This window comes from Streptomyces sp. NBC_01092 (assembly GCF_045039535.1).
In the GTDB taxonomy this organism is placed as follows: Bacteria; Actinomycetota; Actinomycetes; order Streptomycetales; family Streptomycetaceae; genus Streptomyces.
Genome location: NZ_CP108659.1, coordinates 8546743 through 8567742 on the forward strand (window position 1 = coordinate 8546743; position 21000 = coordinate 8567742).

The window sequence follows — 21000 nt, forward strand, 5'->3', positions numbered from 1 at the left end:
TAGTCAGAACCGTCTTCTCACGTCCACGTGGTCCAGTTCGATGCCGTTCACGCAGTTTTGGCGCTGGTGGTCTTGGTGCGTCGACGGTGTTGGTGACAGCAATGTGACACGTAAGGGCCACTGAGGCCCCCTGTCGGCCAGATGGGCGGATTCTAGGGATCGTTGCAACACGTGGTCGTGTTGATCAGGCCGCGAGCAGTTTATGTAGGCGCTCGGCTGGGGTTTCCCAGCCGAGCGTTTTGCGTGGGCGGCCGTTGAGTTCGGCGGCGACAGCTTCGAGGTGCTCACGGGTGTGGACGGCGAGGTCGGTGCCTTTGGGGAAGTACTGCCGCAGCAGGCCGTTGGTGTTCTCGTTCGAGCCGCGCTGCCATGGGCTGGCCGGGTCGCAGAAGTAGACCGGGATGTCGGTGACGACGGTGAAGGAACCATGGGCGGCCATCTCGCTGCCCTGGTCCCAGGTCAGTGACCGCACCAGGTGCGAGGGCAGTGTCTGGACGGTTGCGACGAGGGCATCGCGCACGTGCTCGGCAGTGCGGCCGTCGGGCAGGTGCAGGAGCATCACATAGCGAGTGGCGCGTTCCACGAGGGTGCCGATGGCCGAGGCGCCGTCCTTGCCGATGATGAGGTCGCCCTCCCAGTGGCCGGGCACGGCCCGGTCGGCGGCCTCGGCCGGTCGCTCGCTGATCATCACCATGGGGGTGGCAAACCGCGAGGTGCGCTGCTGGGCCTGGCGGCGGGGCTTGCGCCGGACACGTCCGGTGCGCAGGGCCCGGGCCAGCTCACGGCGCAGTTCGCCGCGGCCTTGGACGTAGAGGGCCTGGTAGACGGTCTCGTGGACCACATGCATCTCCGGCCGGTCGGGAAACTGTGTCCGCAGAGCCTGGCAGATCTGCTCCGGGCTCCACCGCTTGTCCAGATGAGTCTGGATGAAGTCCCGCAGTTTCGGGCTCTGGCCGATCTTGCCCGGCTTCGGACGGGGCCGGCGGTCATCCGCGCGGGCCTGGGCGGCGAAGGGGCGGTAGGCCCAGCGGGATGCACTTCCACGCAGAGGCGTGCCGTTGCGGCGGACCTCCCGGCTGATCGTCGATGGGCTGCGGCCCAGCTCGGCGGCGATCGTGCGGATCGACGCCTTCTCCCGCAGCCGGTCGGCGATATGGATCCGGTCTGCCTCGCGCAAGTAGCGCGACGGGACAGACGACGGCACCACCGTGCGACGAGCCGGTGGTGCCGCCTTGTCCTTACCTGACGGGTTGCGGCCGTTACGCCATCGCTTGCCCGTCCGGATGTTGATCCCGACGCGTCTGCACGCCTCGGAACTGCTCAGCCCCTGGCCCATGAGCCGGAAGTATTCCTCCCGCTCACGGACCAGCTGCCTACGGCCTTGGGCCACCGTCCGCACCTTGCGGATCTCGAACTCCATCGCACCCCTCGAGCTGGGGTGTTGCGACGACTTCTAGAACCCAAGATGCTGGCAGGGGGCCTCAGCGTTCGCCAGCGGCGAGGTCGCTTACACCGGTGCGGCGTCTGTCGTGACGCAACTTGAACCAAGATGTCGGCCTCTGTGCCGCATAACGATCAGCCGGTGTCGGGTCCGCGATGCCCCGAGAGCTGGGACTGAGCATGCTCTCTGTTTACGGGTGGGAATGTTGTGACGGGCGGGAGGATTGGTGGTGCTGTCCCGGGTCCTGCGGGGTCTGACTCATGACATCTCTGACCGGAGCGTCTGAATTTCGCAGTGTCGGCTGTGGGCCGGGGATGGTGCGTTGTCGGTGCCGGGCTGGCGGGGTGTGTCCCGAAAGGGGCCTGCCGAGTGTTGTGGCGTCCTCACGATTCTGACCGTCTGACGCGGCCCGGTACCGGCGACGCGACACTTCGTCGGATCGGAAGGGGAACGGTCATGTCTACTTCGACGGTGCCCAGTACGTCGCTCGCCCCGCAGGCCCGCCGTCGCCGTGCTGGGGGAGAGGTGGTGCTGGGAGTGGACACGCACCGGGATGCACACGTGGCTGCGGTGCTCTCCGTGACAGGGGCAGTGCTGGCCACCGACGAGTTCCCGGCCACCGCAGCCGGTTACCGGGATCTGCTGAAGTGGGCCAGGAAGTCGGGTGTGGTGAGGCGGGCCGGGGTTGAAGGGACCGGTTCCTACGGGGCGTCACTGTCGCGCTATCTGCTGGCGCAGGGCGTGGATGTGGTGGACGTGAACCGGGTGGACCGGGCGGATCGCCGGCGGCGCGGCAAATCGGATCCGCTCGATGCTCAGAACGCGGCGCGAGCCGTGCTGAGCGGGCGGGCCCGCGCCCGGGCCAAGGCAGGCGACGGACCGGTGCAGATCGCGAGAATGTACAAACTCACGAAGGCGTCGGCCGTCAAAGCCCGCACGCAGGCCATCAACCAGCTCAAGGCCGTCCTCATCACTGCCGACCCCGCCTTGCGGGAGGAGCTGACCGGACTGGGCAATGCCGAACTCTTCCGTACCTGTGCGGACTTTGCCGACCTGAGCAGTCACGCGGAGGCCGGCGAGGAGTCGGTGCTGCAGGCAACTCGGATCACGCTGGGTCTGCTGGCTGGCCGGATCGGCCAGCTCTCCGAGCAGATCCGGGAGTTGGACGCACGTCTGGCCCGGCTCGTTGATAGTCATGCCCCGCAGCTGCTCGACGTGGTGGGGATCGGTCCGGACACGGCGGTCACGTTGCTGATCACGGTGGGGGACAACCCGGAACGGCTCGACAGCGAGGCATCATTCGCCGCGCTGTGCGGTGTCAGCCCTGTCAAACGTTCCTCGGGACGCCGGCAGTTCCGTCGCCTCAACCGTAGTGGCGACCGTCAGGCCACCGCCGCGCTCCACCGCATCGCATTCACTCGTCTGCGGGTCGACCCGCGCACTCAGGACTACTACGAGCGCCGCATCAAGGAAGGCAAGACCCGGCGCGAAATCGTCCGTTGCCTCAAACGCTACGCTGCCCGGGAGGTCTTCCACCTGGTCAAACAGCTACAGCTAGGACCCCGCTCATAGGGGCTGTTGTGACAGCTGTGACTGACATGGACCCCCGTGGGTTGTATCGACGGGGGTCTTCGTTGTGGGGCCGAGATGACGTGAGCCTTAGCGCCAACGATCGACGAGCGGCGGGATCTGGCACGGTTCGACGTCCGCCATCACCTGGCACGCGCCGACGTACGTTGCTCAGTCAGCCGTTTGCAGTCGATCACGCCTCATTCTTCCTACGGCACGAGAAGTGCTCGGGCAGTCCTTCTGGTCCTGGAAGGCTTGCGGGTTGGCCACAGCCGAAGCGGCAGAGCGGGATCACTTGACCCATCGCGTCGACCGGAACCCTGACGGCCTCGGATTCCCGGGGGCGGGACTCGAGGACGATCGAGCGGCTGCCACGTCTCTGCTTCGGTTCAGCCCGCGCTTCCGAAGATGGCCGGTCCTCGGTGCACCTGTTGCGACGGTCTCCCTGTCGTATGGATGGCTGGCGCTCCTTGTCGTCCAGGGCAGGTCCGTTCGCCTCGATGTACTGCTGCCACTGCTGTGCAGGGAGCCAACCGTGGTGCCCGCTCCGCTGGAACGGGATCCGCTCACCGGCCGCTGCTTCCACGATGAACCGGGTGAGGGTCAGACCGCCTTCCCCAGTGAAGGCGCTCGACTGATGGGCGGGCACGAGGACGCGATGCCAGCCCCCGCAGTAGCCGGTATCGGTGGGGTTCTCCGGGTCGTAGGGCTTCTCAGGACACCGGGTCAGCGCGCCGTTTTGGCTGCACTGGCCTTCCTCCAGGACGAAGTTGCCGTCCTGGACCGCGATGGGGTTCTTCTGCACGCGGATGACGGAGGCCGGCAGGTTGGGTGTGCGGACGTAGGGGACGGTGCCGATGCCGGCGTGGTCAGGGTCGGCGAAATCCCAGACCGATTGAATCCCGGCGCGGCGCCGGAACCCCTCCCGCGCACGCATCCCGCGGGCCGTCTGGATGCTCAGCTGAGGCTCGTAGCCCAGGACGATGCCGTTGGCGCCATCGATGCGTACGTCGAGGCGTGCGTGTCCGTCGGCGGTCTGCGACTCGATATCGGCGTGGAAACCATGATCTTCGGAATCTTTCGCAACGCGTTCCTTGCGCGCGAGGTGCTCGTCGGACTCGTGGCTGATGGGCTTGTCTCCGGGCTTCCGGTAGTGGGAGGCGAGCCATACGCCGTCACGCTGGACGAGGTACATGGGGACACGTCGGCCGCGAATGTCCCGGCAGTCGGGGCAGATGAGTCCGCGCTTTTCGACGGGGACACGTCCCCGCATGCGCAGGAGCACGTTCAGGAGGTCCTCGCCTTGCGGGACACCGAGGTCGGGGCGGTCCAAGTCAAGGTTGCGGCCGACCGGTTCGTAGTAGACGGGGTTGCGGAAGAGGTCTTCGTCGCTGTCGACTTGAAGGTCGTCGTCCATCAGTGCTCCCCGCAGCCGTCACGAGTAGGACTTACAACGCTACGGGGAGGTTCTGACAATCGGGACGGAGCTGAGGTGAGGGCAATGTTGCGAGACGCAAGGGGAGTGGGTCAACAGGAGTTCAGGCTCGCAGGGTGTACGGGCAGCCGACGGAGTGGTCTGCCGAAGGGGTGTCAGCATGGACAGGCGGGCATGCCGGGGTTCGCGCGGGGCGCGTGGAAATGCGCTGCCGCACCCTCTGCGGCGCGTGGTGGTGTGGCGGGGTAAAGCGTCGGGTCGTCGGGAAGCATGAGGCTCAGCACTGCTGCTGCACCGTGGACTGGCTCCTGACATCTCTGACCGAAGTGTCCTGACCATCCTGTGTCGACGCGGGGCGGGGCAGTAAGCGCAGACGCTGGACCGGGCGAGTGTGTCTAGAGCTCTGCATTGCGGGCGGCTCCTGCACCGTGTCACTCGTGACCGCTCTCAGGGCCGGCGGCGAGGCGTGTGAGTGGGCGCTGACGGGGGTGAATTGGCCATCGAATCGCCGAACCCTGAGCAAGTCGTGGACCACTCTGAGCGTTGCGGTGAGGTGGTGCTCGGGGTCGACTCGCATCGTGATGTCCATGTGGCGGCTGTGGTGTCGACGGTGGGGCAGGTCTTGGCTGTTGAGCGCTTCCCGACCACGGCGAGTGGATATCGAGACCTCGCCGAATGGGCCCTTTGCCGGGGTGTGGTGCGGCGGGTAGGGGTGGAGAGTTCTGGCAACTACGGGGCGGCGCTGTCTCGGTATTTGCTGTCTGTGGGCATTGCGGCGGTGGAGGCTCCCGGTCCTGGTCGTTCGGCTCGGCGTCGACGGAGCAAGTCGGATGAGGGCGATGCAGTCGCTGCTGCCCGCTCTGTACTTAGTGGCCGTGCGCAGTCCCCGGTGAAGTCAGGGGATGGCCCGGTCGAGATTGCCCGCATGTACCTGATGGCCAAGGACTCTGCGGTGAGTGCCAAACGGCAGGCGGTGAACCAGCTCAAGGCCCTCTTGGTCACGGCGGAGCCGGCCCTGCGAGACGAGTTGCGGAGCCTGTCGCGCCGCGGGCTCGTCCTTGCCTGCCTGCAGTTACGCGAAGGCGGCGAGGAGGTGGATCCGGTGGTGAGGGCAACGAGGTTCACGGTGCGGGTGCTGGCCGAGCGTATCGAGCAGCTCGGTGCGCAGGCCCGCGTGCTGGAGCAGCGCCTAGCGAACCTGATCGGGACGCACTACCCCCGCCTCATGGACTCTGTCGGAGTGGGCCCTCACAGTGCGGCGGTGTTGTTGACGGTCCTGGGGGACAGCCGTGAGCGCATGCGAGGCGAGGCTTCGTTCGCGGCGTTGTGCGGGGCAAGCCCCGTCGAATACTCCTCGGGCAGCCGACAGTACCGCCGGCTCAACCGCGGCGGAAACCGACAGGCGAACGCCGCCCTGCACCGCATCGTGCTCACCCGGCTGCGCTGGGATCCACGTACCCAGGCGTACTACGAGCGCCGGGTGGCAGAAGGAAAGACGCGGCGCGAGATCATCCGCTGCTTGAAGCGGTACGTGGCCCGCGAGATCTATCGGTTGATCATCACCAGCCGCGGGGAACTGTGACCGGGCACACCTGCCGGCGCGTCACCCGCCTGGAGATGGCGCTCGTCGACGAAATGGCGAACTTCGGGGTGACGAAATGCCGTGGTGGCGCTTACCGCTTGACCCGTCCGCGGATAGCGAGAACTGCGAGGCCGAGCAGTACAGGTTCGGTCCGCCGGGAAGCCATCTCGGTGTAGGTGCCGGTGGTAGTGAGGTCCTGACCTGAGGAGCGGAAGACGACTGAGTTCACCACGATGCGCAGCGACTTTCCCACCGTTAGGAGGTAAGCCGGGAGCTGAGTGAGCCGGTGGGGTTGACCGGGTCGGATTTGTCGGTGGTCAGTGAGATGTCCTGCCCGTTCAGCCGTCCGGTGGTGGACGGCTTCGGGTCGTCGACAGGTAGCCCCCACAGCATCATGACCAGCACGGTGGCAGCCATGGCACCAAGCAGCCAGCCCAACGCACGAGAAGCCCGCAGGCCATACCCGGAAACTGCCCAGTACAGGGCCAGCAGCACACGCTCGGCGCCAGGCCGATTGCGGTCGCAGCGGCGCATCTCCATCTCTCCGTAATAGAAGTCCGCTGCGTCCGGCTCGTTCTTGCCGTCCTCAAAGGACTTCCGGAACTGCCGGTACACCGGTGCCAGACCGGCCGGCTGCACCACCTCTACCCCGGCGGGTGCTGCCGTCCACCCGGGCTGGCCCTGCGCGGCACGCCAGTGATGCTCCTCGGCCAGCGTCCGCCGCGGGGTCCACCGCACAGGAAGTGGACCTCGCCGTCGCAAGCCTGTCGGCGCGGGAGCGAGCGGGCAGTCCCCCTCGAGCCGTAGTTGATCCAGGTGCACCGTGCCGGATATCCGCTGAGCGTCACCGCCCGGACCGCCCCCCTTCGCCCATCCGGCCGGACAAAGAACGAGCTTAGGGCACGGTGAAAAGGACCTTGTCCTCGTCCGCGGCGGGGTGCGCCTGTTTGAGCCTGGCCCTGATGCTGGAGCCGAGCTGGAGATCCAGGCCGTTGGTCGAGACGACCTTGGCAAGCACGGCGGGGTCGGCCAGGAACACTTTGCCCTCGCGCGGCCTGCCCCGCTCCGCGTCGGTGTCGATGACCGTGGCGTCGAACACCTCGCCCACGCGGTCCTTGAGCACCGCGGCCTCGGCCAGGTCCACGGTCTGCCGGTCCGCCAGGCCGCCCTTCCCCCGTGCCGTGTCGCACGGGATGCAGGACAGGGCGTCGAGCACCCAGTTCGGCGGGGCCTTGTCCGCGCACGCCATCACGCACAGCTCACCGGTGTACCGGTCGACCAGGCGCCGCAGCGGAGCCGTGCAATGGGTGTACGGGGCCGCGATCGCTGCGTGCATTGTGTACGCCGGCTTCTGGTTGTCGCGGAAGACGGTGTACTCCGCCTTGAGTATCGTGCTCGTGGCCTCGGTGAGGAAGGCCATGTGCTGCTGGTTCTGGGGATCGAGCTTGCGGACCAGCGTGGCGTACGAGATGCCGGGCCGCCAGACGATGCCCAGGGCCTTCGCGATGTCGTGCAGGCGCTTGATCACATTCTGATCGGCCTGCTCCTTCTGGGTCCGCAGGATGCCGGTACCCGTGTCGAGCATGATCTGGGCCGCGGACATCCCGGTCATGAGGGAGATCTGCTCGTTCCAGCCCTCGACCGGCAGCGTCGCCACGTAGCGCAGCCGGAACGATCCGTCCTCGAGGGTGACCTCCTGGTCCGGCAGATTCACCGAGATGCCGCCGCGCGCGATTTCGACAGCCTCCCGCAGCTCGCCGATCTCGCGCAGCAGGGCGAGGGACTCCTCCGCCGTGCCGTTCTCGATGGCCTGCTGGGCGCCGGCGTAGTCGAGCTGGGCCCGACTTCGGATCATGGCCCGGCTCACGGACGAGTCGGTCAGATTGCCGTGGGCGTCGAGGTCGTGCTGCCACACCAGGGCGGGGCGGTCCTTGTTCGGCAGCAGGCTGGCCGCGCCCTCGGAGAGGACGGGCGGGTGCAGGGGCACCTTGAGGTCGGGAAAGTACAGCGTTTCGATCCTGTCGTGCGCCTCGATGTCCAGAGGGCTGCCCGCCCTGACGAAGGTCGCCACGTCCGCGATGGCGTAGTACACGCGGTAGCCGCCACCGGGCCGCCGTTCCAGGTGCATGGCCTGGTCGAGGTCCTTCGAGGTCGGCGGATCGATCGTGAAGAACGGCAGGTGGGTGGCGTCCTTGTCGGGCAAGCGCGCCTCACCCGCGGCCTTGTCGGCCGCTTTGAGTACGCGCTTGGGGAAGCCCAGGGGGACCTTCAGCTCCGCGCGGAGTTCCTCCAGCGCGGTACGCAGAGCGTCCTGGGCCTCGGCAGACATGTGCATCAGGCGGCGTTGCATGCCCCGAGCGTAGGGCGGCGGTCACGAACCGGCGCGGCGAGCGGGGCCGGGCGGCTGAGGGGACCGGGGCGACGGCGGCCGCGCGGGGAGGGGACATCGCCTGAGGGCGCGCGACGGAAGCTACGGCACCTCGCCGCGTTGTCGGATCGCCCGAACATACCCAGCATGAGGACGACCCTCCGCCTTGCCATGCACGGCATCTGACGCCGCGCGCTGATCCACCGGGGATTACGGGACAGCCTTTAAAGCGTGTTGCAGAAGGCCGTGAACAGGCAGCCTGAGCTGGGCTGTTGGCGGGTTTGGTCATGCGGCGAGGGCGAGGTTGTGCATGCGGGCGACGGCCTGGACGGCGTGGTGGAGGCCGTCGCCGTGTTGCCGGCAGTCGCGGAGGATCTTGTAGTTCTTCATCCGACCGATGACATGCTCCACGCGCGCGCGGACCTTGCGGTGCGCGGCGTTGTCCTCCTCCTCGCCCTTCAGCAGAGGCCGGCCGGGGCGTTTGCGGTGCGGCACGACGAGCCCGGTGTTGATGTAGGCGCCGTCGCCGAGCACGGTGACGCCCTGGCACTGCTCGGCCAATCCCGAGTCGCGCCATGCTTTCGCGTTCGCGGTCGTGCCTGGTACCGGCCGCGCGGCGGCCACCACCAGACGCGTGTCAGCGTCCACGATGACCTGCACGTTCGCCGAGAACCGGTAGTTGCGTGAGGACGTGCCCACCGTGCGGTCGCGGACCGGAACGAGGGTGCCGTCCACGATCCATAACCGCTCGATGGCATTCTGCGGAGCGCGGACGGGCTCGATCGCGAGCAGCGGGCCAAGGCGCTGGATCACCCGGCAGACGGTGGCTGGCGAGACGCCGAACAGCGGGGCGAGCTGCCGCATGGTCAGGTTCGTGCGGTAGTAGACCGCCACCATCAGCACCCGCTCGGCCAGCGGCAGCCGCCATGGCCGCCCCCATCCACAGCCATCACCACCACGTGCCCGGACCGCCTTCAACAGCCGCCCGAACTGATCGATCCGCAGCCCCGTGAACGCTTCCACCCACACCCGCTCGGCCTTCAACACCCCAGCCACACACCGGAGATGCCCTGTTCACGGCCTTCTGCAACACGCTTTAGAAGGCGCCTGGATGCTCAAGTCAGCAAGGGTGTGTGAACTGCACGATTGCGTCAGGGGCACCGCCGACCAGGCTTGCTTCGACACGCATTCGACTGACGGCGCAGCGGGCCGTAAGGCTGCGGCCGCTGGTCTCGCTGCTGCGCCGATCGTCGTGCATCCACCCTTCCTAGCGGGCGAGCTCCGTCACCCGTACGGCACGTCATGGTCCTGGCCTCAAAGTAAACGTCTTCATCCGGCGTGCTAGGTGGGTCGAAGACTGCAGTACGTGCGACCCTCGACTCGCGTAGCGAATGCGCTCGCTGACGGTCCGTTTTCGGTACCGAGATAGTTGGTGGCTGCTGGCAGCGAGCAGTGGTCCAAGAGAACGTTGGGTGAGCGCGGAGGCATCGGCATGAGGGTGCAGGGCAGTTCCGGGCCATTGCGAGTGCAGGCCATCGCCGGGAGTCACGTGGTGGTGTTGGGGTTCGACCACGATCGAGCTGATATGGATGGCGTGCTCGGTTTCGGGGTCGAGCGGTTTGATCACACCGAAGGCCAGCACCATTGGCTCGACAATCGCCTCCGGTTTCCGCAGGCCAGGCACCGATGGGGGTCGGACTGGAACCCGTTCCAGACCTTCGCGTGGGGTGACTACCGTGCCAAGCCAGGACATGTCTACACCTACCGCGTGCACACCATGACCGGAACTCCAGGAGAGGAACTCACCCCGGTCTCGACCGTTGAGCTGCAGGTGCAGACCGAGGAGCCGGGCGTGCATGGTGTCTGGTTCAACCGTGGCGTGTATGCGTCGCAGGCTTACGCCGAACGGTTCAAGAACCGCCACCCCCGCGACGTCCCCAACCGCGAGGCATGGCGATGGCTGTCCCGCGGCCTCGAAGAGGCGCTGCTGGCCTTCATCGGCACCGCCTCCGACAACCATTGGCAGCTGCATGCCGCGCTGTATGAGTTCGAGTACCTGCCGGTGCTCGAAGCCTTCCGCGTGGCCGCAGACACGGGCGCGGCGGTCCAACTTGTTGTGTACGACCACCCGGACAACCGCGACGCGGTAACCGAAGCCGGCATCGACGACCTGGTCAAAACGTGGCGGGCCCATGCCCAGATCCCGCACAACAAGTTCGTGATCGCAAGCCGCGACGGCGTGCCCCAGGCGGTCTGGACAGGCTCGACCAACATTACTGAGAACGGGATGTTCGGCCAGTCGAACGTGGGACACACTGTCACCGAGCCGACCGTCGCGCAGCAGTACCTCGACTACTGGGATCAGCTCGTCGAAGACCCTACCCCTGGCACCCTCAACAACTGGGTAGACGCCAACAACCCGATGCCCGATCCCTGGCCTGCGGGCATCTCGGCTGTGTTCAGCCCTCACACGCAAACTACGGCGCAAGACCGTTACGCCGAACTCTTCGGATCGGCCAAGGACCTGGTGTGCGTGACCTTTCCGTTCAAACTTGATCCTCGATTCGCCAACCAGCTTCCCGGTGACCACCCCGCGCTCCGTTGGCTGCTGTTCGAGGACGCTAACACCGCTGACGCACATCGAAACTTGGTCACCGATCCCGACACCGAACTCGTGGCCGGTGGCCTCGTCGAAGAGGGCGGCCTCGCCGGCTGGGCGGCTGAGCACGACAACCCCTTCTCCAACAACATCGAGTATCTACACACGAAGTACCTTCTGATCGACCCGCTTGGCGGCGATCCGATCGTGGTCACCGGCTCGGCAAACTTCAGCAACCCGTCCGCGAACCGGAACGACGAGAACATGCTGGTGATCCGGGGTGACCGCGGCCTCACCGAGATCTACTTCACCGAGTTCTTCCGCCTGTTCAACCACCACCGCTTCCGCGACCGGCTCCGCCTGGCCGCGCACCAGCCCACGCCCGGCCCCGAGTCCGGAGTCGAAGCGCCGATGCCGCTCGCCGCTGGCCATTGGTGGGACAAGTACTACGACGAACCGGCGCGGGACCACCAACGCCGGCTGCTGGCCGATTCGCTCTAGGCTTTGGCCCAGCCTGCCCGGCTAACTTGACTCTGTCGGGGATCTTGGAGTTTCCCGGTGCGCCAGCATGGTCTACGGGCATGCTCGGGTGGTTCCGCCGACCGATGCAGCTGTCGAGGTGCCCGTTGTACCTTCGCCCCCGTTCCGGTGAGCAAGTCCCGCCTCTGACTGCGCAGGTCGCACGGGCGAACAACCCGGGTGTTACGACGGCGATATGGGTGCGTGACCGCCTCGATGGACTGTGGTGCGACGAAGGACTTCGCCGACTGGTACCCGCGAGACGGGCGCCCGGCCTCTCGCCTACCCAGCTGGCCACCCTCTGCGTGCTGCAGTTCCTGCTCGGCCTGTCGGACCGGCAGGCCGCCGAGGCGGTCCGCTGCCGCATCGATTTCAACTACGCGATGGCCGTGGAGCTGGAGGATCCCGGCTTCCACCACAGTGTGCTGGCCGATTTCCGCGACCGTCTTGCCGAAGGCGACCGTGCTGACCGCCTCCTCGACCTCGCGCTGGCCCGTCTCAAGGAGGCCGGACTGGTGCGCGAGCGCACCACGCAGCGCACCGACCCCACTCATGTCCTGGCCGCGGTGCGTGACCTGACCCGGCTGGAGCTGATCACCGAGGCGGTCCGCGCAGCACTAGAAGAAGTCGCTGGCACCTCCCCTCACCTGCTGGACGAGCTGGTCAATGAGGACTGGGGGCGCCGCTACGGCCGACCGGTCCGCCTGAGCAAGAACCCCACCAAGCCCAAGACCAGGATCCTTGCCGCCGGAAACGACGCCGTCCGGCTCCTGAAACACCCTTACCGGCACGGGGCGGGCTGCACCTTCGGCCCTCACATCCAGGCCCTGCGTCAGATCATGGTGCAGAACAACCACCGTGACGCCGCAGGACACCTGCGCTGGCGCACCGCCGAGAAGGAAGGCGGACCCGGACTGCCGCCCTCGTCCCGGACGATCGTCTCTCCCTACGACACCTCGGCCCGCTATGCACGGCACGGACACATCATCAGCTGGAAGGGGTTCTCCGCTCATTTGACCGAGAGCTGTGCTCCGGACGGCCCCAACGTGATCACGGATGTGGCCACCACCGCGGCCACCACCCACGACAGTCAGGTCCTGCCCGGCATCCACGCCCGCCTGGCCCGTCGCGGGCTGCTGCCCGCCGAGCACCTGGTCGACGCCGGCTACACCTCCCTGCCCCACCTGGAACAAGCCAGCCGTGAACATCAGGTCACCGTCTCCGGGCCGCTCCGGAGCAACCCCACCCGCCAACACCGCCGGAACGAGGGGCTTCGCCCGGGACGACTTCCACATCGACTATGACCATCGGCAGGTCACCTGCCCCCAAGGACAGGTCAGCCAGGGCTGGACGGTCCCTACCCGACCTCCTCACCCACCGCGGTCCCGCTGATCGTGGCCAGGTTCACCAAAAGCCAGTGCCAGCCCTGCCGGGCCCGCACTCAGTGCACCACCTCCCGCTAGAGCACCCGCACCGTGGGCTTTCCCCCACGAGAACTCCGCGACCTGCAACTCCGCGTCCGCACCGAGCAACAGACGCCCGGGTGGAAGACCCGCTACGCGGTCCGCTCCGGAGTCGAGGGCACGGTCAACGAGTTCGCCCACGGACACGGCATGAGCCAATGCCGCGACCGAGGACAGGGAAATTCCCACATTCAGCACGTCCTGACCGCCATCCCCGTCAACATCGAGCGCCTCAGCGGACTGCCACCGGCCGGGGAAGCACCCACGCCCCGCCGACCGACTGCCTTTCAGAGCTACCTCGACCAGTGCGAGATACCCCGGCCGAAGTCCTGGCGGGCCCTGGGCACCTGACCCCGGCAACTCCAAGATCCCCGACAGAGTCAAGTTAGACGCCGAAATCGACCGCGTCAGCCCGCGCCTGAGCCAGCAGGGGTTGGTAGGTGCTGGGGTCGGTTTGGGTGAGGCGTTCGACGAGGTGGACGCGCTGAATCATGACTGCAGCGCCGGCGGATATGTCGTTGGCTTCGCGGTGAGCGTAGGCAAGGATGTACAGGGCGGAGGAAAGGGTGCCGGTGGTTGGCTCATACCAAAAGGTATTGGGTGTGAAGGCGGAAAGGTTCTCGTAATCGACTGGGGTAGTGGAGCCTGCCGTGCGCAGGCTCGCCAGCTCCTCGTATACCCGCACTCCGCGCTGTGCCCAGAACAGTGCGGTTTCCGGGCCCAGTGCGGCACGCCATTTGGCATCGGATACCAGTTGGTTGACTAGGCATTTTCCTAGCAGAGGCCGGTTGCTGGGGTCGGTTTGGGTGAGGCGTTCGACGAGGTGGACGCGCTGAATCATGACTGCAGCGCCGGCGGATATGTCGTTGGCTTCGCGGTGAGCGTAGGCAAGGATGTACAGGGCGGAGGAAAGGGTGCCGGTGGTTGGCTCATACCAAAAGGTATTGGGTGTGAAGGCGGAAAGGTTCTCGTAATCGACTGGGGTAGTGGAGCCTGCCGTGCGCAGGCTCGCCAGCTCCTCGTATACCCGCACTCCGCGCTGTGCCCAGAACAGTGCGGTTTCCGGGCCCAGTGCGGCACGCCATTTGGCATCGGATACCAGTTGGTTGACTAGGCATTTTCCTAGCAGAGGCCGGTTGCTGGGGTCGGTTTGGGTGAGGCGTTCGACGAGGTGGACGCGCTGAATCATGACTGCAGCGCCGGCGGATATGTCGTTGGCTTCGCGGTGAGCGTAGGCAAGGATGTACAGGGCGGAGGAAAGGGTGCCGGTGGTTGGCTCATACCAAAAGGTATTGGGTGTGAAGGCGGAAAGGTTCTCGTAATCGACTGGGGTAGTGGAGCCTGCCGTGCGCAGGCTCGCCAGCTCCTCGTATACCCGCACTCCGCGCTGTGCCCAGAACAGTGCGGTTTCCGGGCCCAGTGCGGCACGCCATTTGGCATCGGATACCAGTTGGTTGACTAGGCATTTTCCTAGCAGAGGCCGGTTGCTGGGGTCGGTTTGGGTGAGGCGTTCGACGAGGTGGACGCGCTGAATCATGACTGCAGCGCCGGCGGATATGTCGTTGGCTTCGCGGTGAGCGTAGGCAAGGATGTACAGGGCGGAGGAAAGGGTGCCGGTGGTTGGCTCATACCAAAAGGTATTGGGTGTGAAGGCGGAAAGGTTCTCGTAATCGACTGGGGTAGTGGAGCCTGCCGTGCGCAGGCTCGCCAGCTCCTCGTATACCCGCACTCCGCGCTGTGCCCAGAACAGTGCGGTTTCCGGGCCCAGTGCGGCACGCCATTTGGCATCGGATACCAGTTGGTTGACTAGGCATTTTCCTAGCAGAGGCCGGTTGCTGGGGTCGGTTTGGGTGAGGCGTTCGACGAGGTGGACGCGCTGAATCATGACTGCAGCGCCGGCGGATATGTCGTTGGCTTCGCGGTGAGCGTAGGCAAGGATGTACAGGGCGGAGGAAAGGGTGCCGGTGGTTGGCTCATACCAAAAGGTATTGGGTGTGAAGGCGGAAAGGTTCTCGTAATCGACTGGGGTAGTGGAGCCTGCCGTGCGCAGGCTCGCCAGCTCCTCGTATACCCGCACTCCGCGCTGTGCCCAGAACAGTGCGGTTTCCGGGCCCAGTGCGGCACGCCATTTGGCATCGGATACCAGTTGGTTGACTAGGCATTTTCCTAGCAGAGGCCGGTTGCTGGGGTCGGTTTGGGTGAGGCGTTCGACGAGGTGGACGCGCTGAATCATGACTGCAGCGCCGGCGGATATGTCGTTGGCTTCGCGGTGAGCGTAGGCAAGGAAGTACAGGGCGGAGGAAAGAGCGCCCGTGGTTGGCTCATACCAAAAGGCATTCGGTGTGAAGGCTGCGAGATTCGTGTAGTCGACCGGAGTCTGTGAGTCCGCGGGGTGAAGACCTCCCAGCTGTTCGTAGACCTTCACTGTCAAGCGACCGATGGATTGTGACTTTTCTGCGCCCATGTCTGCGCGGTAGCGGGCTATCGCATAGAGTAGTTTCTCACCGAGTAGAGGGAGGTACTTCTGAGGGTCGACGGCGACCAGTCGGAGATAAATGGCGATGCTCTCGTCTAGCGCATCGTTTCCCTCCTTGTGCCGTTGTTCTTTCCAGAGCTTTACCGCAAAATCCGCCAACGCTTGCGCACGGTCGGCCCAGGGCTTCGGGCAGGCGGTGAAGTTGTCCGCGTAGCTGGGAAATTGCGGATTGCTGTAGTCCATGAGGATGTCATAGTCAAGGGGGCTCTGATCACATCCGGGATGATGGAACGCGATCAGCCCCTCATGGCCGTTCGCCCAGAGGTACGGGCCAGACACCAGGGGGAGTCCGCCGAACCCGTTTGGGTAGAGAAGAACGCCGTCTTCTTTGATGATCCGGGGCTCCCACTTGTGTTGGTCGGGGCGGAGCCAGAACTCGTAGGTGGGGCCGTCGATGGCGTGGAAGGTGTAGTGCTCGTTCCACATCAGCGGATCGGGGTAGTCGTTACTGTCCTTGACCTTGCTTTTGAATGCCTCAAAGGAGACGGGCGAGTGGGTTGACGGATCGATGGTGTCAGCCTCGACCACGTAGAGAAGGCCGAAGTTCTTCGGGAATACGTTGAAGACGACGTTGAGCTCCACGGCTTGTTGAGGGTCAGGAGCTGTGCGATAAGCGGCAACGTACACACCGAGCGGCCCATAGTCCTGGAGATCGGCGTTCAGGTTGAGGAAGATCCAGCCGTCCTCCCACGCTGCGCCGGTCAAGTCCAGCCACTTGTCCGGAATTTCCAGGTCTGCTCCGCACGCGAATCCCCGGTGAACGGCAGTATTGTTGCACGAGCGTTCACCCGGCCAGCGATCGCAGCGGATGAGATCGGAGAATTCGAGATCAAGCTCGGGTCGGCCTGTCACGTCGAAGGCGCGGGTGATCAACAGGGTTGTAGACTGAGCAATCGCGACCTGCTTGTATTTGTGGAATTCGTCTTTACCGTAGCCACTGTTGAGCCACATGCCGCCGGCGGTCAGCAGGAACGATGGGGAGCGCGAGTATATTTCGACGCCGCCGTCAGCGTCTTCATCAGCCTCATGCAGCTGCGGTCGCTTGCCGTGGTTGAAAATGTGCTGACCAGGTTCCTTCCATTTTTCCAGGGCAAGGATGTAAGCAGCCGGGGGCGGGCGGTAGTCCGACAGGCCGCCGATCACGGCGATGAAGGTGTGAGCGTCTGGATACCAGGGAGTGGCCTTTCCATCGCGATCTGTGGGTCCAGCATAGCAATGGAAGAATGCGATGAGCGGATCGCCATGAGGATCCGTAAATAGATCTTTATGGTCCGTTGTGTTGTTGGTGTTCTCCTTCATTCGCCGGAACGGTGAGATTCGGCGTATTCGCGTGCTGGAGACCGCGAATTTAACCATGCTGTAGTCGAGTATGATTCGGGCCGCCTTTCTGATGTTCCTATCTGTCGCGAACTCGTGAAGGTTGAGCAGTGCATGCAGTGACATGCGCTGGTATATTCTGGAATTGAATTCTAGGAAATCATGTTTGGCGAACTGCTGCAGATGGTCGAGCAGCCAGGCTGTCAGGCCGTTGGCGGAATTATCGAACTGCTTGTCTCCGAGCCGCTCATGGAGCAGCTGGTTCACCAAGTATCTGGTGGTTTCGATCATCAAGATGTGGTTCTCGGTCTCGGGGGCGTCCTCGGTGAGGAATACATACTCATGGAGGGCGAGACGCACGGGTCCGCTGAGTTCGGTAGGGACGAGCTTTATGAGGATGTCTTCAATTTCCTCTTCAGTGAGTAGGTCCTTGTAGCGGTACAGGACGACCATGAGTCCTTTGAGGGCCATGTCATAGTCGCCCTTGCGGCTGCCGAGGAGGCCCTCGTCGAACTCTGTACCCACTTGTCCGTGGCCACGATTGAGTCGACGAATGAAGACGTGGGCGAGGACGCGGCTGGGCAGTTCGCCGAGTGTTCTGAAGCTGGCATCTTCGGATGCGGCCTGCATATGGGCGATCAGCTGGATGGTCTCGTTCTCGCCGACCGTGACCTCCTGCCGGTCCAGGAGGACCAAGGGGCGGCGCCGGGCAAAATGGCGGGCGATGGCGTTGGCGCGGTGGCCGTGGCTGGCGTAGGCGCCGGCTGGGGTGCCGTCAAGGGCAGGGACGTCGATGTGGGCGTTGAAGCCGTGTGGGAGGAAATCGATGGGATCTCGGAATTTGACTTTGATGACTGGCGTCGCGCCCGGCGGAGTTTCGTTGGTGAGCGTGGAGGCGGGTGGGAAAAGCGACGGATCTGGGACTGGACTTGAGGTCTGCGCGGGGAAAATGAAGAAGAAATAGTTGCCGAAAGATACAAGGTCCCGCAGGACGAGATGTCCGCCGCCGATGCCCGGGCGTGCCAATTCTGCGTCCTGGAGCCAGACGTATTCCTGGACCATGGGGTGCCCGCCAGGTCGATGAACGTCGACACGAAATGCGTTGAACGGGGTGCTTGCCCCGCCCCAGTCGAGTTCGATGGAATCGAACCGCTGGTAGGCGGCGACCACCATGTTCGGGCCGAACTTGGGTACCGTTTTGATGGCGCCGTTCTCGAAGAGCTGTCCACGTCCGGTGTCGCTCACTACTTCGTCTGCGACCGGTTTCCCGAGCGGGCCGGCCCATGCTCCGAGTTCGTGCCAGCGTTCCGCGATCAGCCCGTTGACCGGTGGCCCTCCAGGGTTGGGGGTTTCCGTCGCTTCCCCGAGCTGCACTCGTACGGGGATGGTGTAGCCCCGGCATGTGTCCGAGCCGACCAGGGGTGAGGTGCAGCTCTTGACGGTGAAGCCATAGTCGCCAAAGCCCTGCAGCCTGACCCATCTGCGTATACGGCCCCGCTCACGAGAACGGAACTGCGTGGCGGCCTGCCCCTGTGGAACGTCGTTGTACGTAATGTCGTACCGGAAGTAGTCGTGGGCAAAGTGGGGTCGTGACCATTCGAAGCATGCTTCATTGCGAAGCCTGAAGACGCTTACCACCATGTCTTCATCGAGGGATGAGGTGATCTCACCACGTTCGAAAAGCTGGTGGACTCCGTTCCGGCCGGGAGTGTCCTCCTTCGGACCTATCGGTTGCCCGAAAGGCCCGTCGGCTGCGCCCCAACTTCGCCACCGGATGTCGATCTTGTCATGCGGAGACAAAAGTCGGTACCAGCTATGCCAGTTGGCGTTCTCGCCGCCCCACCAGTTGCCGTAGAGTCCGCCGTCGGGTCGGACGGCCCAGATCTCCTGGTGATCATCGATGCGGGACAGTGCGGCGATGGGTGTGGCCGGGTCGAACGTCTCGGTGCCGATTGGGTACCAGCCGTGCCAGTTGGCGTTCTCGCCGCCCCACCAGTTGCCGTAGAGCCTGCCGTCGGGTCGGACGGCCCAGATCTCCTGGTGGTCGTCGAAGCGGGACAGTGCGGCGATGGGTGTGGCCGGGTCGAACGTCTCGGTGCCGATTGGGTACCAGCCGTGCCAGTTGGCGTTCTCGCCGCCCCACCAGTTGCCGTAGAGCCTGCCGTCGGGTCGGACGGCCCAGATCTCCTGGTGGTCGTCGAAGCGGGACAGTGCGGCGATGGGTGTGCCTGGGTCGAACGTCTCGGTGCCGATTGGGTACCAGCCGTGCCAGTTGGCGTTCTCGCCGCCCCACCAGTTGCCGTAGAGCCTGCCGTCGGGTCGGACGGCCCAGATCTCCTGGTGGTCGTCGAAGCGGGACAGTGCGGCGATGGGTGTGCCTGGGTCGAACGTCTCGGTGCCGATTGGGTACCAGCCGTGCCAGTTGGCGTTCTCGCCGCCCCACCAGTTGCCGTAGAGCCTGCCGTCGGGTCGGACGGCCCAGATCTCCTGGTGGTCGTCGAAGCGGGACAGTGCGGCGATGGGTGTGCCCGGGGCGAACGTCTCGGTGCCGATCCGGTACCAGCCGTGCCACTTAGCATCGTCGTCGCCGCCCCACCAGTTGCCGTAGATTCCGCCGTCGGGCCGGACAGCAAAGACCTCCATGTGGCCCTCGTACCGCGACAAAGCCGCAATCGGCGCATTTACCGGGAAGGTCTCCGATCCCAACCGACGCCACTCATACCAATTAGTCCCGTCCCACCAGGCAAGGTAGATACCTCCATCGGAAGCTACCGCCCAAACCTCCATGTGGTCCTCATGGCGCGACAAGGCGGTAACGGGAGTTCGAACCGGAAAAGTGAGGTTATCCACGCGTTGCACGATGCGATGACCCGAGCGCCTGGATCACCAGGCGAATCACACCGCTCCCTCCCTCCTGAGGGTGTGGTCTCATTCAACTCGTTCGTGGCTGCCTCCCCGTGCTATCAGTTAGGGGGCACGATCGGGCTGTGTAAGAAGGGCAGATGGCCACAGGTGGAATGGCTGCGGCGGTGTAAATCGGCAGCAGGCTGGAACTGGTCGCCGACTTTTGTGGTGTTGGCGATGAAATCGGCCATGATTGCTCTCCGGGGCGTGCCGGGGGATGGCGGGTGAGGTCAGCCGTCAAGGTTTGCTGACGAAGTGAGAAGCAGGGGCCGTGGTTTACATCCAGGACTCGACGCCGAAATCCACGCTGACCGCATGGTGAGTTGCACCAGCTGGACACGCACCGTCAAAGTCGGTTCCACTGCCCCCGACGAAAAATACGACACCGCATTTTCCGAGATTTCCTCCCGCCTCGTCCGCAAACACTCCTTCGCAAGCAGTGCAGCGGTAGAATCCAGAAGTCCAACCCCTGACCACAGTACCGTCTCCCCTGTTTGATGGGTCCGTGGTCAGCTCGAATGGCCAGTCGACATTAGGTACGTGGCGCCCTCCACTGCCTTCAGGGGCAGTGGGGCACGATCCGTTGGGTGCCGGGTTATACGGCTTGTCGGGCGTGGGCGGTGGCGGTGGCCAGCCGCTGAAGAACAGCCCGAGGCAGTCATGGCATCCAATCCATCCTTTTTTCGTGGTCATGACTTACTCTTTTCCGCATGGCAAGGGTGTTTGCGTTCGGGGAAGTCATTCCTGATCGATGATGATCCTGGACACGTGCGAGCCGGCGATCTGGTGGAAGATCGAAACGGAGATTTGCCCCACGCTGTCATTTAGCACCTTCGTGCCGACGATGACACTGTTCACCTGATCGATCTCGGGCGCCACGAGTTCGCGGAAGAATTTCTCCGGATCGGAGCGAATCGCTTCCAGATCTTCAACGTCGAGTTGAGCTTCGAAGACCTCGAAAGCGGCCGCGTCGACGCCATGCCTGCGATTAATGTTTCCCATGCCCTGATCCTCCTGTCCCATAAGGTGCTTCATTCAGGATCCGTCACCTCAGGGGCCTCAGCAACCTCAAGGGGGACGCCCTCACGATCTCCGAGTTTTCAAACGGCCAAATATTGAAGGGGAAACTGACTCACTCCCATTGATTGCAAATTCCACGATTCAAGTTGGGTCTCGGCCTTGCGCGACGCCTGGCAGGCTGTTGATCGTCGTGACCGCGCGGGGCGGATGGTGTGGTCGTGCCGGCGGTCAAGGGCACTCACGGCCA

Annotated in this window: 12 protein-coding genes and 1 pseudogene; 5 read left to right on the top strand and 8 right to left on the bottom strand. The window is 64.6% G+C overall.

Features of this window, described 5'->3' with window-relative positions:
* Positions 1-184: 184 nt before the first annotated feature.
* Positions 185-1420, bottom strand: a complete 1236-nt coding sequence (locus tag OG254_RS38575) for an IS30 family transposase (protein WP_405591451.1) — start codon at positions 1418-1420, stop codon at positions 185-187.
* Between the two features lie 582 nt (positions 1421-2002).
* Here OG254_RS38575 and OG254_RS38580 point away from each other — a divergent pair.
* On the top strand, positions 2003-3013 hold the full coding sequence (locus OG254_RS38580; RefSeq protein ID WP_405591454.1) for an IS110 family transposase: 1011 nt from the start codon (positions 2003-2005) through the stop codon (positions 3011-3013).
* 190 nt (positions 3014-3203) lie between these two features.
* On the opposite strand, the gene OG254_RS38585 is transcribed toward OG254_RS38580, so the two are convergent.
* Complete coding sequence (locus OG254_RS38585; protein WP_405591457.1) at positions 3204-4205, bottom strand: hypothetical protein; 1002 nt, start codon at positions 4203-4205, stop codon at positions 3204-3206.
* Positions 4206-5055: 850 nt separating this feature from the next.
* Here OG254_RS38585 and OG254_RS38590 point away from each other — a divergent pair.
* Positions 5056-6027: an IS110 family transposase gene (locus OG254_RS38590; RefSeq protein ID WP_405595443.1), complete on the top strand. Its 972-nt coding sequence runs from the start codon at positions 5056-5058 to the stop codon at positions 6025-6027.
* A gap of 91 nt (positions 6028-6118) precedes the next feature.
* Here OG254_RS38590 and OG254_RS38595 read toward each other — a convergent pair.
* The 3 genes and pseudogenes from OG254_RS38595 to OG254_RS38605 form a co-directional block, all read right to left on the bottom strand.
* Positions 6119-6858, bottom strand: a pseudogene (locus tag OG254_RS38595) (hypothetical protein); the annotation flags it as partial.
* Between the two features lie 64 nt (positions 6859-6922).
* A complete protein-coding gene (locus OG254_RS38600) occupies positions 6923-8377 on the bottom strand; it encodes an RNB domain-containing ribonuclease (RefSeq protein ID WP_405591460.1) in 1455 nt (484 codons plus the stop codon).
* Between the two features lie 303 nt (positions 8378-8680).
* Positions 8681-9451: a transposase family protein gene (locus tag OG254_RS38605; RefSeq protein ID WP_405591463.1), complete on the bottom strand. Its 771-nt coding sequence runs from the start codon at positions 9449-9451 to the stop codon at positions 8681-8683.
* Positions 9452-9887: 436 nt separating this feature from the next.
* Between OG254_RS38605 and OG254_RS38610 the strand changes: the two genes are divergently transcribed.
* The 3 genes from OG254_RS38610 to OG254_RS38620 all read left to right on the top strand — a co-directional run bounded on the left by OG254_RS38610 (position 9888) and on the right by OG254_RS38620 (position 13327).
* Positions 9888-11495 (top strand): phospholipase D-like domain-containing protein, encoded by a 1608-nt coding sequence (locus OG254_RS38610; RefSeq protein WP_405591465.1) that lies wholly within the window; start codon positions 9888-9890, stop codon positions 11493-11495.
* A gap of 323 nt (positions 11496-11818) precedes the next feature.
* Positions 11819-12817, top strand: a complete 999-nt coding sequence (locus tag OG254_RS38615) for a transposase (protein WP_405591468.1) — start codon at positions 11819-11821, stop codon at positions 12815-12817.
* Between the two features lie 171 nt (positions 12818-12988).
* Entirely contained in the window at positions 12989-13327 is a 339-nt protein-coding gene (locus OG254_RS38620) for a transposase (protein WP_405591471.1), read from the top strand.
* Between the two features lie 34 nt (positions 13328-13361).
* Here OG254_RS38620 and OG254_RS38625 read toward each other — a convergent pair whose 3' ends face one another.
* The 3 genes from OG254_RS38625 to OG254_RS38635 form a co-directional block, all read right to left on the bottom strand.
* Positions 13362-19472: a hypothetical protein gene (locus OG254_RS38625; RefSeq protein ID WP_405591474.1), complete on the bottom strand. Its 6111-nt coding sequence runs from the start codon at positions 19470-19472 to the stop codon at positions 13362-13364.
* 320 nt (positions 19473-19792) lie between these two features.
* On the bottom strand, positions 19793-19924 hold the full coding sequence (locus OG254_RS38630; RefSeq protein WP_405591477.1) for a hypothetical protein: 132 nt from the start codon (positions 19922-19924) through the stop codon (positions 19793-19795).
* A 547-nt stretch (positions 19925-20471) separates the two neighbouring features.
* Positions 20472-20756, bottom strand: a complete 285-nt coding sequence (locus tag OG254_RS38635) for a hypothetical protein (protein WP_405591480.1) — start codon at positions 20754-20756, stop codon at positions 20472-20474.
* Positions 20757-21000 lie beyond the last annotated feature (244 nt).

Bases quoted from the DNA above. Each gene is read 5' to 3' on its own strand.
- OG254_RS38610 (WP_405591465.1), top strand. From the start codon at position 9,888: ATGAGGGTGCAGGGCAGTTCCGGGCCATTGCGAGTGCAGGCCATCGCC.
- OG254_RS38585 (WP_405591457.1), bottom strand. From the start codon at position 4,205: ATGTACCTCGTCCAGCGTGACGGCGTATGGCTCGCCTCCCACTACCGG.
- OG254_RS38625 (WP_405591474.1), bottom strand. From the start codon at position 19,472: ATGGAGGTCTTTGCTGTCCGGCCCGACGGCGGAATCTACGGCAACTGG.
- OG254_RS38635 (WP_405591480.1), bottom strand. From the start codon at position 20,756: ATGGGACAGGAGGATCAGGGCATGGGAAACATTAATCGCAGGCATGGC.
- OG254_RS38630 (WP_405591477.1), bottom strand. From the start codon at position 19,924: ATGGCCGATTTCATCGCCAACACCACAAAAGTCGGCGACCAGTTCCAG.
- OG254_RS38600 (WP_405591460.1), bottom strand. From the start codon at position 8,377: ATGCAACGCCGCCTGATGCACATGTCTGCCGAGGCCCAGGACGCTCTG.
- OG254_RS38575 (WP_405591451.1), bottom strand. From the start codon at position 1,420: ATGGAGTTCGAGATCCGCAAGGTGCGGACGGTGGCCCAAGGCCGTAGG.